Source organism: Dissulfurirhabdus thermomarina (assembly GCF_012979235.1).
GTDB lineage: Bacteria > Desulfobacterota > Dissulfuribacteria > Dissulfuribacterales > Dissulfurirhabdaceae > Dissulfurirhabdus > Dissulfurirhabdus thermomarina.
This window is the reverse complement of the sequence record NZ_JAATWC010000002.1, coordinates 206,222-219,111: the sequence shown is the minus strand read 5'-3', so window position 1 is coordinate 219,111 and position 12,890 is coordinate 206,222. Positions and strand designations below refer to the sequence as shown.

Here is a 12,890-nt window from a genome sequence, read left to right as displayed (position 1 = left end):
GGCGGCGGTCAAGCGCCGCCGCCCCGTCCTTCTTGAGCGAGGTTCGGCATGGCCGGCACCATCACCTCCCTCGGCATCGGTTCCGGGATCGACCTCCAGGGCGTGCTCGACAAGCTGAAGGCCGCGGACCAGGTCCCCATCACGGGGATGCGGACCCGCAAGCTCCAGTACGAGGACCAGCTCGTCGAGTTCCGCAAGGTGAACAGCCAGTTGCTCACGGTGAAGAACCTGGCGCTGGAGCTCACCCTGGAGGGCACCTTCGGCGCCAAGTCCGTCACATCCAGCCAGGCGGAGGTCCTCGGGGCCTCGGCCGACGAGACGGCGAGCGCCGGGTCCCATACCGTGACGGTCTCGCGACTCGCCAAGCGGAATTCCTGGCAGTCGTCGGGGGTGGCCTCGGCCACCACCAGCGTGGTCACCGCCTCGGGCAGTTTCACCTACACCGTGGACGGCACGCAGACCACCCTCACCCTCACGCCGGGGATGACGCTCCAGCAGCTGGCCGACGCCATCAACGACGACGAAGACAACCCCGGTGTCACCGCCACGGTCATGGACGACGGCACCGGGTCCGGAACGGCCTATCATCTGGTCCTCACCTCGGACGAAACCGGCGAGGACAATGCCATCACCATCGACACCAACGGTTCGACCTTGACCTTGAGCGAGGTCCAGGCCGCGGGTACGCTGGACGCCCTGGTCACCATCGACGGGATCACCTACCAGCGGGGGACCAACACGATCTCCGACGTCATCGCCGGCGTGACCCTCACCCTCCAGGGAGAGGGGACGAGCACCGTGCGCGTGACGGCGGACACCGATACGGTCAAGTCCAAGATCATGGGCCTGGTCGACGCCTACAACGACGTGGTGCAGGAGATCTCCGCCAATTCCGGCTACGACTTCGACACCGGGATCGGGGGCTCCTTGAACGGCGTCGGCGTCTTCCGGGACGTGGTGAGCGACATCAACCAGACCCTGGTCTCCCCCATCGAGGGCCTCGGCGGCGCCTACGACAGCTTCGGCGCGATCGGTCTCACCTTCAACCGGAACGGGACCGTGACCGTGGATGAAGCCACCCTGGACGCGGCCCTCGCCTCGAACCTCGACGACGTGAAGAAGCTCTTCGTGGGCGAGGGGGACGTGGACGGCCTGGCGGTCGCCTTGAACGACCGCCTCCGCGACATCACGAAGCCCTCCGGGGGGCTCATCGCCAGCGAGATCGACCGGGTCCAGTCGGCCGTCGACCGGCTGGAAGAAGACATCGCCCAGGCCACGGAGCGCCTGGACCGCCGTTACGAGACCCTGGCCCGCCAGTTCGCCCAGATGGACGAGATTATGGCGGAGCTTCAAAGCCAGGGGACGTACCTTGCAACGCAGTTCGAGAGCCTGAACAGCCTCTGGTCCGGAAAGTGAGATCCGGGCCGGGCATAACATAAGGAACGTGCAGGAGCGAAGATGACACCCGCAAATCCCTACAGCGCCTACCGGAAGGTCCAGGCCATCTCCACGAGCGATCCGAAGAAGCTGGTGCTCATGCTCTACGAGGCCTGCCTCCGGGCGCTTCGAAAGGCCGAGGCCGCCATCCGCGACGGCGACGTGGCGGCGAAGGGAGAGGGGCTCTGCAAGGCCGTGGACATCATCACCGAGCTGAGCGTCTCCCTGGACCGCAACCGCGACGACGAGATGGTGGTCTTCCTGGACAGGCTCTACGCCCATCTCCTCACCCAGCTCAGCGAGGCGAACCTCCATTCGGACGCCGAGCGGGTGGCCCACGTCTTCCGGTGGGTGGAACAGCTTCGGGACGCCTGGAAACGGACGGTGATGCCGGAGGCCGAGGCCAAGGCCGCGGGAGCGGCCCGGCCGGAGCCCTCCCGGCGCCCGGCGCCGCGGGAAGGCTACGGGCCCGGCGAACCCGGCATCGGGGCCGATCTCCGCCGGGCCGTCCTGGGGCTTGGATGAGACCGACGATGCACGAGACTACGGACATGAAGGCCCTTCACGCACTGGCCGAGGAGATCCGGGGCGCCTGCCGGCGGCTCCGGGACCTGTCGGCGTCCTTCCCCGGGGATCGCCTGCCCGAGGACGCGGCGCTGGCGTCGTTCCGAGAGTTCCGCCGCCGGCTCTTCCTCCGGCTCCGGGACCTTCTCGATCGGCAGGCCGAGGTCATCGGCGGCCTGGGGGACATCCCGGACGGGTGCCTCGCCCCCGTGCTCTCCGCCGAGATGGCGGCCCTCAGGGAGGTCCTGGACGCCGAGGCGGTGCTCCGGTCCAGGATGCGTGAGATGGGCGAGGCCCTCCGGTCGGAGATGGGACGGCTTCGCCGCGGACGCCGCGGCCTGAACGGGTACCGGCGGGCCCCGTCGCCTGCGGCCCGGTTCTTCGAGGACGCGGTCTAGGGCAGGGCCGAAAGCGAGGATACCATGGAAGTCTTCATGAACGCCGTCACGACGAGCCAGGTCTTGAACCTGCCACGGCCGGACCCGGCCGGGGGGGAAATCCAGCGACCGCCTGCACGGCAGGTGGCCCCGGCGCCCGAAGAGACGGGGGCCGCCGCGCCCCCGCGGGGGGACGAGGTGCGGCAGGTGGTGGACCAGATCCGGCAGGACCTCCGGGTCTTGGATACCCGGATCGCCTTCGACATCGACGAGGCCTCGGGAGAACCGGTGGTCCGCGTGCTCGACCGCGAAACCAACGAGGTCCTCCGCCAGATCCCGCCGGAAGAGCTCCTGAAGCTCCGGACCACCTTCGAGGAGATCGTCAAGGGGCTCCTGCTGGACCGGCACGCCTGATCCCGCTCCCGGCCCGGCAAACCCGTACCGGCGGCGGGCCGGGATCCGCCCCTTCAGTGGTAGGAGACGGGGCGGAAGGGGCCCACCGTGACCTCTTCCTCCCGGTCCGGCCGGAAACGAAGGGCCCGCCGCACCCGAACCACCGCCGACTCTCCCTCCTGCTTGAAGGCCAGGGCCAGCTTGAGGGCGGAGAGATCCGCCACGGCATATCCGTCGAGGGCCAGGATCCGGTCGCCGGGCCTGAGCCCCGCCCGGGCCGCCGGGCTGCCGGGCGCCACTTCCCGAATACGGATTCCTCCCCGTTCCCGTTCCACGATGACACCGAGCTTGGCCGTGAACGGCGCCGGCACCTCCGGGGGGAAGAGGAAGAAGTCCGCCATCCCGGGTCTCGGCGTCTCTCCGCCGGGGTCCAGGAGGGTCGCGGTCTCGTAGCCGCCCCGCCGTCGAACGCGTGCGGGGATCCCGTCGCCGTAGGCCACGTGGCCGCCGCCCGCGATCACCACCATCTGGACCCCGGGATGGCCCGACAGGTACCGGTGGATGGCCTCGGCCATGCCCTCGTCCCAGAGAACCTGGGCCTCGTAGAAGTTCTGGAAAGGCCGGTGAAAGGATTCCGGGTGCTGGCGGTAGACCTCCCGCAGGCGTTGCCGGTAGGCGGCGTTGTCGAGGTCCATCTCGGGGAGCTCGGCCCGATCCGCCTCGGACAGCGAGGCCAAGCCGCCCTTGGAGACCTTCTTGGTGAGTTCCAGCGGCACGTTGAGCGCCACCAGGGGGATGCCCATCCGGCGGCACAAGGTGACGATGGGCCGGTAGAGGACCCAGTCGAACCCCCACCGCCGGAACCATTCCGTTCGCTCCAGGAGGGTCCGTTCGTCGATGTCGCCGCGGACGTAGGCGTCGAGGGCCGCCTGGAAGGGCTGCTGGAACATCTCCATGCCCACCGCCAGGGGGCGCCCCCGCCGGGCCAGGCCCTCGATCACGGCCGCCTGGGCGAGGTGATCCTCGAACCGGTCGTGCCGTTCCCCCACGAAGATCACCCGCCGGGTGGAGACGGCATCGATGATCTCGTCCAGCGACGCCATGGCGGCGGACGGAACGGCGGTCACCGGGGGCGCGAAGCCGGCGCGGAGCCCCCGATCCGAGGGGAGGGTCTCCTTCTCCTGGACCCGCCCGTCCCGGAACCGCAGGGTGCTGTAGCGGCCGTAGTGGGAGAGCCGCGGCAGCAGGGCGTCGAGGCGGGCACCTTCGCCGACGGCCAGGTGCACCAGGACCTCGGCGCCGTCGGAGGGGTTGGCGTAGGCCGTGACCCGCACCTCTCCTGGACCGGCCGGGGCGAGGGGGATGCGGTGCGCCAGGGCCCCCCGGGGGATGCCTGTCACCAGGAGGGAACGTCCCGGGAGGGCCCCTGGATCCACGTCCCCCGGCGCCTTCACAGCCACCGGGCCCGGGACGATCCCGCCGAGGAAGGCCGCCAGCTCGGCGCCGAGGGCGGGGTCGTCGGAGACGACCATCCGCCGTCGTGCCCCGAAGAGGCGGGAAAGCACCGGCGGGATCTCGGCGGGTGACAGGTGCCGGGCGACGTCGCACTCGGGATCCACCACCAGGGCGGTAGGCGGCGATTCGGCCGTCAGGTCGATGTCGGCTTCGTCCCCGGCCAACCGAACGGTACGCTCGATCACCCCGTCCCCGGTCTCGAGCCGGACCGGGACGGAGATCTCGTAGGGAGGCTCCCTCCCGGTCTCTTGGCGAAGACGGGCGGTCACCCGGTAGCGGCCTCCCTCGGTCTTTCGGACCTCCGGGGGGGAGAGGACCAGGCGCGGCAGGTCATGACCCCGGATCCACCGGCGCCAGAAGGGACCCAGGTCGCGGCCGGCCGCCTCCTCGAAGACGGCCTCCAGGTCTTCCCATCCCGCCTCCCGGAAACGGTACTTTTCCGCCAGCCGGCGGAGCCCCCGGTTGAAGGCCTCGTCGCCGACGAGACGCCGGAGCATGTGGAACACCATGGCGCCCTTGCCGTAGCCCACGGCCCGGGCGGCACGATCCTTTCCCTCCCGAAAGTCCGCGAGGGAAAGGGCGGGCGGGTGCACGTAACTTTCGTAGTCGATGAGCAGCCGGTGCCGGTACGCGGCCCCTTCACCCTTCTCCGCCGCCGCCTGGTGATCGGCCAGGTAGGTGGCCAGCCCTTCGCACCAGTTGCCGCCGCCGTCCCGGACGCCGACCCCGTTGCCGAACCACTGGTGGACGATCTCGTGCCGGAGGGAGGTGTCCGGGATGAAGGGAAGGCGGACCACCGCCTGGCCGAGCAAGGTGTAGGAGGGGAGACCGTAGCCGGTCGGGCGCCGGTTCTCCACCACGGCGAAGCGGCCGTACGGGTAGGGGCCGAAGCGTTCCACATAGGAACGGATGGCCTCGCGGGCCTTGGCCAGGTAGCGGGGGGCCAGGTCCCGGTCTTCCGGGAAGAAATAGCAGGCCACGTCCACCGCTCCCTCCTTGTCCCTGGACACCACGTAGGGCCCGGCCACCAGGGAGACGTCCCGGCGCGGGTGGGGGAAGGCGAAACGGAACAGGCGCCGCCCGTCGGCCTCCAGCTCCGCCACCTCGTCCGCCTCGGAGACCGCCGCGAACCCCGGCGGCACCTCCACGGACAGGCGGTAGCACGCCCGGTCGAGGAGGCGGGGGAACCAGCCCCCGAGGAGGACCATGCCGTCCCGGCCGCCGGGATCCGCCAGCGCCGCCGCGGGGACCTCGAAGGTCACGAGAAGCCGGCCGTCCTCCCGGCCGGCCCGCACCCGGAAGACCCCGCCGTCCAGCCGCGGCCGGACGGGGCGGCCGTCCAGGAGGACGCGGCCGAGGCGAAGCCCGGCGGTGTCCACCCGAACCTGGCGGCCCGGGGGGATCCGGATATCGACGCGCCCGGAGACGGGGGGCGCCTCCCCGGGATGGAGCCGTACCTCCAGGCTCACGTGGGGGAGCTCGGCGGCACGGGCGGACGGTCCTCCCCAGGGCATGGCCAGCAAGAGCAAGAGGAAGGTCCAGGAGGGATTCGGTCGGGAGGTGCGCATGCCGTTTTCCTTTCGGGCAGCCGGAGAAAACACCTTGTGCCAGCTTATCGAGTCGCAAGGTAATAGGCCAGCCCCACGGCGAGGACGCTGGCCACCCGGATGGCCTGGCCCAGGGCCAGGAGGAAGATGCCGCGGCCGGGCCTGAAGACCCCGAGGTAGTGGGCCAGCTGGTGACGCAGGGCACGAAGCGGCGTGGCGATGACGTTGCCGAGCAGCAGGGCAAGGACGGTCTCCGGGCGGGTGAGGATCCCCTCGCGGAGCATGGCCCCGGCGGCCGCGGCCCCGGCGGCGAACTCCGCCACCACGGAGAAGACCACCACGGACACCCCCTCCACGGGGATGAGGCCGGCGGTGAAGTGCCGGGCCGCCGCCGCCTGCAGCCACCGGAAGACCCCCCACTGCTGCGCCGCCACCACCAGCATGTAGATGGGCACCGTGTAGAGGGTGATGCGGCGGAGCCGGTGGAGGAGGTAGCGGTGAAGCAGACGCCGGACGCGGCGGTGATCCCCCCGGCCGTGGCCCGGCCCCTGCCCGGGTGCCGGCGCCGCCCCGCCGGCCGCCGGCCGCGGCAGCAGGAGGCGGCCGGCCAGGAGCACGCCGAAGGTCCGGATCAGGGCCGCGGCGAAGGTGAGCCCCACGTATACCAGCCCGGCCGATCCCGCCAGCGGCAGGATGACGGCCAGGGTAGGGGGGAGATGCAACACGTAGGAAGGGAGCCCGTGGTTCATCAGGACCGCCAGGATCAGCTCGCGCCGTCCGATACGCCCTTCTTCATAGGCGTTCTGGAGGAGGGTGCTCCCCGCCACCCCCGAGAGGAAGGCCGCGGTGTAGGCCTCGCCGGCGGCGTGGCCGAGGTTGCCGAGCCGCATGAGGGGGGCCGTGAACCTCGCCACCGCGGCGGACCAGCCGTACCCCTCGAGAACGGCGCTGGCCGCCAGGGTCAGGGCCATGATCCCCGTCAAGCGGGCGAGGGGCCAAGCCACGCGGCGGAGCAGCATCTCCGCATCCACGCCGGGGGCGCGCACCAGCAGCCAGGCGGCGCCGGCGACGGCCGCGACCGCGACGGCCGCCGCCGCGAGGCGGCGGTAGGGCTCGGTGGAAGGGGGCCGGGAGGATCTCATGGCCGTTCACCTTAACGGCCTCCCCGGCCGGGCGCAAAGGCGCGCCGAGACCGTTCCGGTAAGGCAGGATGCCGGCACGGTGGGCGTTTTCTCCGATCGGGCCGCCATCTGGTCGACTGGACGTGGCCAGCCGCCACGGATTCAGTCTCCTTGAGACTTCGGCTTGACTTCAGGTGAGACATCCCATTAAGATCGGTTGAGAAACCAGGCGGGAAAGACGGGAGAGGACGCGGTGACGATCAAGGGACCTTCTTCGACAGCCAGGCGGTATCCGCATCCATCGAAAGATCGACGCCCCTCCTTGTGGCTGCTCGGCGGGCTGCTGCTCCTCGTGGCCGCCTGGGACGTCGCAGGGCCCTTCGGGCTCTGGAAGCTGCGCCACCTCGCGCACAGCCGCCACTGGCTCCAGGCCCGGGTGGCCGCCCTCCGGCAGGAACGGGATTCGCTTCGCGGCGAGATCTCCCGCCTGGAAGGGGATGCCGGCTACCAGGAGCGGGCCGTGCGGCGGATCCTCGGCTGGGTGAAGGACGGGGAGATCCTCTTCCGGTTTCCCGAAGGCCGCTAGTCGCTTCCCGCCGCCATGCTGCGTCACCGCGATCTCCTGGAATTCAAGGACTACCTCGCCGACGGCCGCTGGGAGGAGGATTTCGGCTTCCGGACCCCGGACGGGCAGGCCGAGATGCTCGACCTGGTGGAGACGCTTTTCGAACTCTGCGAGGTGGCCGACGAGGTGCTGACCCGGCGCCTCTACAAGCAGATGGGCGGCGCCGTTGAGGCGGCCGGGGCGGCCGTGTCGGTCGAGAAGAAGGCGACGGATCCCTGATCCCCGTGGTCCCCTTTGCCCCCGCCATCGAGAGAGAAGGGCGCGTGAGACACCGCGCCTCGCCAGCCCGATGACTTCCCTGATCCGCGGCCGCACCTTCCTCAAGTACGCCCGCCTCCAGCTCCAGGAGGCCGAGGCGGCCATCCAGGACGACGATCCCGGCCTCGCCTGCCGGCGCCTCCGCGACCTGGCCCATTCCTTGGCCAAGGCCGTGGCCGCCGCCACGGACGCCGAGCTTCCGGCCCCGGACGGCCTGGCCGACCCCGGGGTGCTGGCCCGGGTCTGCGCCCGGGTGACCTCGACGCGGGAGGAGGCGACGGCGCTGGCGCGCGACCTGTGCCGCCTGGCGGCGGGAGAGGAGGGCGCCGGGGCCGGGGAGCCCCCCGGCGGGAGAAGCGGCATCGAGGCCTTGTTTTCCCTGGCAGGCCGATCGTTCCGGACCGTCCACGACCTCTGCCTGGGGGCCGCACCCGAGGCCGGCGAGACGGCCTGAGGCTGCCGAGCCGTCCCCGGAGGCCGGTTCAGGCCGCGCAGCGGCCGGGATCGGGCCGCCCGCCCGCCTTCACCAGCCGATCCGTTTCCACCTTCACGCGATGCCACCCGCCCGCCGGGGCGAGGCTGGCGGCGTCCACGCCCTCCCGGAGGTAGGCGCAGAAGAGGGCCCTGGGGATCTCCTCCGTGCCGAACTGCCGGAGGTGCGGGGTGGCGACCTGGCAGTCGAGGAGGAAGAAGCGCCACTGCTCGAGCTGCCGGGCCAGGGCGGTGAAGGCCACCTTCGAGGCGTTGGAGACCAGGGAAAACATGGATTCGCCGAAGAAGATCCGGCCCAGGGCCACCCCGTAGAGCCCGCCCGCCAGCCGTCCCTCGCGCCAGACCTCCACGGAGTGAGCGATACCCCGCCGGTGCAGGGCGGTGTAGGCCGAGATCATCTCCTCGGTGAGCCAGGTCCCCTCGCCCCTGGACCGGCGGACCTCGGCGCACATCCCGATGACCTGACCGAAGGTGTGGTCGAAGGTCACATCGAACTCCCGCCGGCGGAGGATGCGCTTGAGCCGGCGGGAGACGTGGAGCTTCCCCGGGAAGAGGACCAGGCGTGGATCCGGCGACCACCAGAGGATGGGTTCGCCGGGGTTGTACCAAGGGAAGATCCCTTGGCGGTAGGCCGCGACCAGGCGGGGAAGGCTGAGGTCACCCCCGACGGCGAGGAGCCCGTCGTCCCGGGCCCAGTCCGGGGAGGGAAAGACGTTGAGTTCGTCCAGGAGGTAGACCGTCATCGGTTCCGGAGCCGCGCGCTAAGGCCCCCACGGAGGGCGGCCGGGCGCGGCGCATTCCCGCGGCGCCCGCATCAGTGGCCGGCCTGGAGGGTCAGCTCGCCCGCCTCGTCCAGATCGATCACCACTTGGCCACCCCTGCGGAGTTCGCCGAAGAGGATGGCGTCGGAGAGGGGGTCCTTGACTCTTTCCTGGATGATCCGGGCCAGCGGCCGGGCCCCGTACCGGGGATCGTAGCCCTGGCGGGCCAGGGCGGAACGGGCCTTCGGGGTGAGCGAGAGGCGCACCTTGCGGCCGGCCAGCTGTCCTGCCAGCTCCCGGATGAACTTGTCCACGATGCGTTCCACCACCTCGCCGGTGAGGGGACGGAAGGGGACCACGGCGTCCAGCCGGTTCCGGAACTCGGGGCTGAAGAGCCGTTCCACCGCATCCTGTCCCTTCTTGGCAGAGTCGTCCCCGGTGGGGGTCCCGAAGCCGATGGTCCGGGCGGTCATGTCCCGGGCGCCGGCGTTGGATGTCATGATGAGGACCACGTGGCGGAAGTCCGCCTGCTTCCCGTTGTTGTCGGTCAGGGTGGCGTAGTCCATCACCTGGAGCAGGATGGCGAAGATGTCCGGGTGGGCCTTCTCGATCTCGTCCAGGAGGAGGACGCAGTGGGGATGCTTCCGGACGGCGTCGGTGAGGAGGCCGCCCTGGTCGAAGCCCACGTAACCGGGCGGCGCGCCGATGAGGCGGGCCACCGCGTGCTTCTCCATGTACTCGCTCATGTCGAAGCGCTCGAAGTGGATCCCGAGGACGCCGGCCAGGCTCCGGGCCAACTCCGTCTTTCCCACACCGGTGGGGCCGGTGAAGAGGAAGGAGCCGATGGGGTGATCCGGCTGCCCGAGCCCCGCCCGGGAACGCTTGATGGCCCGCGCCACGAGGTCCACGGCGTGGTCCTGCCCGAAGACCTGTTCCTTCAGTCGATCCGGCAGGTGCTCCAGGGCGGCGCGGTCGGAGTGGCTGACGGAGCGCTCCGGGATCCGGGCCATGCGGGCCACCACGCGTTCCACGTCCTTCACGGTGACCGAGAGGGGGCGCCCCCCCCGGCCCGCCGGAGCGGCAAGGCGCTTGGCGGCGGCGGCCTCGTCCATGACGTCGATGGCCTTGTCGGGCAGGTGCCGATCGGTGATGTGGCGCGCGGAGAGCTCCGCGCAGGCCTTCACGGCCCCCTCGGTGTAGCGGACCCGGTGGTGGTCCTCGTAGCGCTTCTTGAGGCCCTTGAGGATCCGCACGGTCTCGTCCACGGAGGGCTCCTGGAGTTCGATCTTCTGGAAGCGCCGGGAGAGGGCGCGGTCCTTCTCGAAGAACTTCCGGTACTCCTCGTAGGTGGTGGAGCCGATGCAGCGGATCTCGCCGCCGGCCAGGGCGGGCTTGAGGATGTTGGAGGCGTCCATGGAGCCGCCGCTGGTGGCGCCGGCCCCCACGATGGTGTGGATCTCGTCGATGAACAGGATGGCCCCGGGCCGCTCCCTGAGCTGGGCGATGACCTCCTTCAGCCGGGCCTCGAACTCGCCGCGGTACTTGGTGCCGGCCAGGAGGGCCCCCATGTCCAGGGCGTAGATCTCCGCGTCGGCCAGGAGGGGCGGGACGTCGCCCTGGTGGATGCGGAGCGCCAGCCCCTCGGCCAGGGCGGTCTTGCCCACACCCGGCTCCCCGACGTAGATGGGGTTGTTCTTGCGGCGCCGGGTCAGCACCTGGAGCGTGCGCTCGAGTTCCGCCCGCCGGCCCACCAGGGGGTCGATGCGCCCCTCGGCGGCCCGCCGGCTGAGGTTCACGGTGAAGGCCTCGAGGGCCGTCCCCGGCGCCGACGCCGGGGCCTCCCGGCCGCCGGGGCCGCAGCCCGGGCAGGCCTCCCGGTGCTCGGTGGCCAGGGGCACCTTGGTGACCCCGTGGGAGATGTACTGGAGGATGTCCAGCCGGGTGATGCCCTGTCGGGCCAGCAGGCGCACCGCGTGGGATTCCTCCTCGGCCATGAGGGCGGCCATGAGGTCCCCGATGTCGGCCTCGGACTTTCCCGCCGACTGGACGTGCATGATGGCCCGGTGGAGGACCCGCTGGAGGGCCACGGTGGGCTGGGGCGGGTGGGGCTCGTCCCCGGGGGACCGCTCCATGTGCCGCTGGAAGAAGATCTCGAGTTCCGCCTTGAGGACGGCGGGATCCCCCCCGCAGGCCCGGAGCGCCTGGGCCCCCTTCTCGCTCTGCACCAGGGCGAAGAGGAGGTGCTCCAGCGACAGGTATTCGTGGTGGCGCAGGTGTGCCTCACGCGCCGCGGCCGTGAGGGTATGTTCCACTTCCTTGCTGATCATGATCGACCCCCGCGGGTCTCCCGGCGTCTCAGACCTGCTCCATGCTGGCCATGAGGGGGAAGCCCGCTTTCCTGGCCCGGTCGTGGACCGTGGCCACCTTGGTTTCCGCGATCTCGGCGGTGTAGATCCCGCAGACCCCGACGCCCTGGTGGTGGACGTTCAGCATGATGCGGGTCGCCTCCTCGGTGGACTTGTGGAAGACGTCCCTGAGGATCTCCACCACGAAGTCCATGGTCGTATAATCGTCATTATGGAGCAAAACCTTGTATTCGGGAGGCTCCTCCACTTGCTCCCGTTCCCGGGAGAGCAGTTCCGTGTCGCCGTCCGGCGCCTTCCAACTCATGGCGGATCCTCACCTGTCGAATCTGGATGGGATGGCACCGGGCACGGCACGCCGCCGGGCCAGAGCGCCCTCGGACGCCCGCCCGGATAGAAGGCCCGGAAACTCCGGCGGCCGTCCGGTTGCCATCCGGCCTTTGCCGTATTCACGAGGAACGATAAGTCTCCTCGCCGCCGCCCTCAAGGGCGGCCCCGGCGGTCGCCTCCGGGGGCGCCAGCGCCACCAGGAACTCCCGGTTGCCCTTGGCACCCCGGATGGGGGAGGGGACGGGCCCCCGGACGGAGAGGGAGAGGGACCGGTTGAAGAACCGGACCAGGTCCTCCAGGGTGGCCGCCAGGGCGGCCTCGTCCCGGACGACGCCCCCCTTGCCCACGTGCGCCCGCCCCACCTCGAACTGGGGCTTCACCAGGGCGACGATCCGCCCGCCGGGGCCGAGGTGGGGCAGCACGGCCGGAATCACCAACCGCAGCGAGATGAAGGACGTGTCCACCACGGCGAGATCCACGGGCTGCCCGAGGGCGCCGGGCGCGAGGTGCCGGATGTTGGTCCGTTCGAGCACCGTCACCCGGGGCGACTGCCGAAGGCGCCAGGCAAGCTGGCCGTAGCCCACGTCCACGGCGATGACGTGCCGGGCCCCCCTCTGGAGGAGGCAATCGGTGAACCCCCCCGTGGAGGCACCGACGTCGAGGCAGGAAAGCCCGCGGACCTCGATCCCGAAGGTATCCAGGGCATGGGCGAGCTTGAGCCCCCCTCGGCTGACGAAGGGATGGTCCGGGCCCGCCACCTCCACCCGGGCCGCCAGGGGGACGAGGCGCCCGGCCTTGTCCACGGGCCGGCCGTCCACTCGGACCTTCCCGGCCCCGATGAGGGCCTGGGCCCGCTGGCGGGAGGGGGCCAGCCCCAGAGAGACGAGCCGGGCGTCGAGCCGGACCCTGTGCGGTTTCGTGGAAGGCGATGTCATGGACCGTAGAAGCGATTCGCACCCGGCGCTTGCAGGACCACCGAGACGGGGTAAAGTCTGAACGCTCACAGGTCCGGCATCGGCACCGGGGCGCTTTCAAGCAGCCTGCCGGAGCACGCCTATTTTACCAAGATGACGTCACAAACGCATGGGGTCGGGGGGCACCGGCCCC

13 protein-coding genes are annotated in these 12,890 nt (G+C 70.8%); 7 read left to right on the top strand and 6 right to left on the bottom strand.

Translation table 11 applies throughout. From position 1 onward, the window contains the following. Nucleotides 1-48 precede the first annotated feature (48 nt). The 4 genes from fliD to HCU62_RS04385 are packed head-to-tail and all read left to right on the top strand — an operon-like array spanning nucleotide 49 to nucleotide 2,792. Complete coding sequence (gene fliD / locus HCU62_RS04400; protein WP_163298707.1) at nucleotides 49-1,416, top strand: flagellar filament capping protein FliD; 1,368 nt, start codon at nucleotides 49-51, stop codon at nucleotides 1,414-1,416. 42 nt (nucleotides 1,417-1,458) lie between these two features. After that, the gene (gene fliS / locus HCU62_RS04395) at nucleotides 1,459-1,962 is read left to right on the top strand and encodes a flagellar export chaperone FliS (protein WP_163298706.1); all 504 of its coding nucleotides are present in this window, start codon (nucleotides 1,459-1,461) and stop codon (nucleotides 1,960-1,962) included. After that, nucleotides 1,959-2,399 (top strand): hypothetical protein, encoded by a 441-nt coding sequence (locus HCU62_RS04390; protein ID WP_169755458.1) that lies wholly within the window; start codon nucleotides 1,959-1,961, stop codon nucleotides 2,397-2,399. The genes fliS and HCU62_RS04390 overlap by 4 nt, the downstream gene beginning before the upstream one ends. A 24-nt stretch (nucleotides 2,400-2,423) precedes the next feature. Continuing rightward, complete coding sequence (locus HCU62_RS04385; protein ID WP_163298704.1) at nucleotides 2,424-2,792, top strand: flagellar protein FlaG; 369 nt, start codon at nucleotides 2,424-2,426, stop codon at nucleotides 2,790-2,792. Between the two features lie 53 nt (nucleotides 2,793-2,845). Here the strand turns inward: HCU62_RS04385 and HCU62_RS04380 are convergent, their stop codons facing one another. Together HCU62_RS04380 and HCU62_RS04375 are read right to left on the bottom strand one after the other, a co-directional pair. Continuing rightward, entirely contained in the window at nucleotides 2,846-5,854 is a 3,009-nt protein-coding gene (locus HCU62_RS04380; protein WP_163298703.1) for a ChaN family lipoprotein, read from the bottom strand. A 44-nt stretch (nucleotides 5,855-5,898) separates the two neighbouring features. Continuing rightward, nucleotides 5,899-6,975 carry a nucleoside recognition domain-containing protein gene (locus tag HCU62_RS04375; protein WP_163298702.1) on the bottom strand — a complete coding sequence of 359 codons (1,077 nt, stop codon included), beginning with the start codon at nucleotides 6,973-6,975 and terminating at the stop codon, nucleotides 5,899-5,901. A 301-nt stretch (nucleotides 6,976-7,276) separates the two neighbouring features. On the opposite strand from HCU62_RS04375, the gene HCU62_RS04370 reads away from it, so the two are divergent. The 3 genes from HCU62_RS04370 (at nucleotide 7,277) to HCU62_RS04360 (ending at nucleotide 8,291) form a co-directional block, all read left to right on the top strand. Further along, nucleotides 7,277-7,540, top strand: a complete 264-nt coding sequence (locus HCU62_RS04370; protein WP_163298701.1) for an FtsB family cell division protein — start codon at nucleotides 7,277-7,279, stop codon at nucleotides 7,538-7,540. A gap of 15 nt (nucleotides 7,541-7,555) precedes the next feature. After that, nucleotides 7,556-7,798 (top strand): hypothetical protein, encoded by a 243-nt coding sequence (locus tag HCU62_RS04365; protein ID WP_163298700.1) that lies wholly within the window; start codon nucleotides 7,556-7,558, stop codon nucleotides 7,796-7,798. A 70-nt stretch (nucleotides 7,799-7,868) separates the two neighbouring features. After that, a complete protein-coding gene (locus HCU62_RS04360) occupies nucleotides 7,869-8,291 on the top strand; it encodes a hypothetical protein (protein ID WP_163298699.1) in 423 nt (140 codons plus the stop codon). Nucleotides 8,292-8,319: 28 nt separating this feature from the next. On the opposite strand, the gene aat is transcribed toward HCU62_RS04360, so the two are convergent. The 4 genes from aat to HCU62_RS04340 all read right to left on the bottom strand — a co-directional run bounded on the left by aat (nucleotide 8,320) and on the right by HCU62_RS04340 (nucleotide 12,718). Further along, nucleotides 8,320-9,072, bottom strand: a complete 753-nt coding sequence (gene aat / locus HCU62_RS04355) for a leucyl/phenylalanyl-tRNA--protein transferase (RefSeq protein ID WP_163298698.1) — start codon at nucleotides 9,070-9,072, stop codon at nucleotides 8,320-8,322. 71 nt (nucleotides 9,073-9,143) lie between these two features. Further along, the gene (clpA, locus tag HCU62_RS04350; RefSeq protein WP_169755457.1) at nucleotides 9,144-11,417 is read right to left on the bottom strand and encodes an ATP-dependent Clp protease ATP-binding subunit ClpA; all 2,274 of its coding nucleotides are present in this window, start codon (nucleotides 11,415-11,417) and stop codon (nucleotides 9,144-9,146) included. 28 nt (nucleotides 11,418-11,445) lie between these two features. Next, nucleotides 11,446-11,760, bottom strand: a complete 315-nt coding sequence (clpS, locus tag HCU62_RS04345) for an ATP-dependent Clp protease adapter ClpS (RefSeq protein ID WP_163298385.1) — start codon at nucleotides 11,758-11,760, stop codon at nucleotides 11,446-11,448. 142 nt (nucleotides 11,761-11,902) lie between these two features. After that, entirely contained in the window at nucleotides 11,903-12,718 is an 816-nt protein-coding gene (locus tag HCU62_RS04340) for a TlyA family RNA methyltransferase (RefSeq protein ID WP_163298384.1), read from the bottom strand. Nucleotides 12,719-12,890 lie beyond the last annotated feature (172 nt).

Coding starts and splice junctions, on each gene's coding strand:
- clpA (WP_169755457.1), bottom strand. CDS start 11,417: ATGATCAGCAAGGAAGTGGAACATACCCTCACGGCCGCGGCGCGTGAG.
- fliD (WP_163298707.1), top strand. CDS start 49: ATGGCCGGCACCATCACCTCCCTCGGCATCGGTTCCGGGATCGACCTC.
- HCU62_RS04365 (WP_163298700.1), top strand. CDS start 7,556: ATGCTGCGTCACCGCGATCTCCTGGAATTCAAGGACTACCTCGCCGAC.
- clpS (WP_163298385.1), bottom strand. CDS start 11,760: ATGAGTTGGAAGGCGCCGGACGGCGACACGGAACTGCTCTCCCGGGAA.
- HCU62_RS04360 (WP_163298699.1), top strand. CDS start 7,869: ATGACTTCCCTGATCCGCGGCCGCACCTTCCTCAAGTACGCCCGCCTC.
- HCU62_RS04340 (WP_163298384.1), bottom strand. CDS start 12,718: ATGACATCGCCTTCCACGAAACCGCACAGGGTCCGGCTCGACGCCCGG.
- HCU62_RS04380 (WP_163298703.1), bottom strand. CDS start 5,854: ATGCGCACCTCCCGACCGAATCCCTCCTGGACCTTCCTCTTGCTCTTG.
- fliS (WP_163298706.1), top strand. CDS start 1,459: ATGACACCCGCAAATCCCTACAGCGCCTACCGGAAGGTCCAGGCCATC.
- HCU62_RS04375 (WP_163298702.1), bottom strand. CDS start 6,975: ATGAGATCCTCCCGGCCCCCTTCCACCGAGCCCTACCGCCGCCTCGCG.
- aat (WP_163298698.1), bottom strand. CDS start 9,072: ATGACGGTCTACCTCCTGGACGAACTCAACGTCTTTCCCTCCCCGGAC.
- HCU62_RS04385 (WP_163298704.1), top strand. CDS start 2,424: ATGGAAGTCTTCATGAACGCCGTCACGACGAGCCAGGTCTTGAACCTG.
- HCU62_RS04390 (WP_169755458.1), top strand. CDS start 1,959: ATGAGACCGACGATGCACGAGACTACGGACATGAAGGCCCTTCACGCA.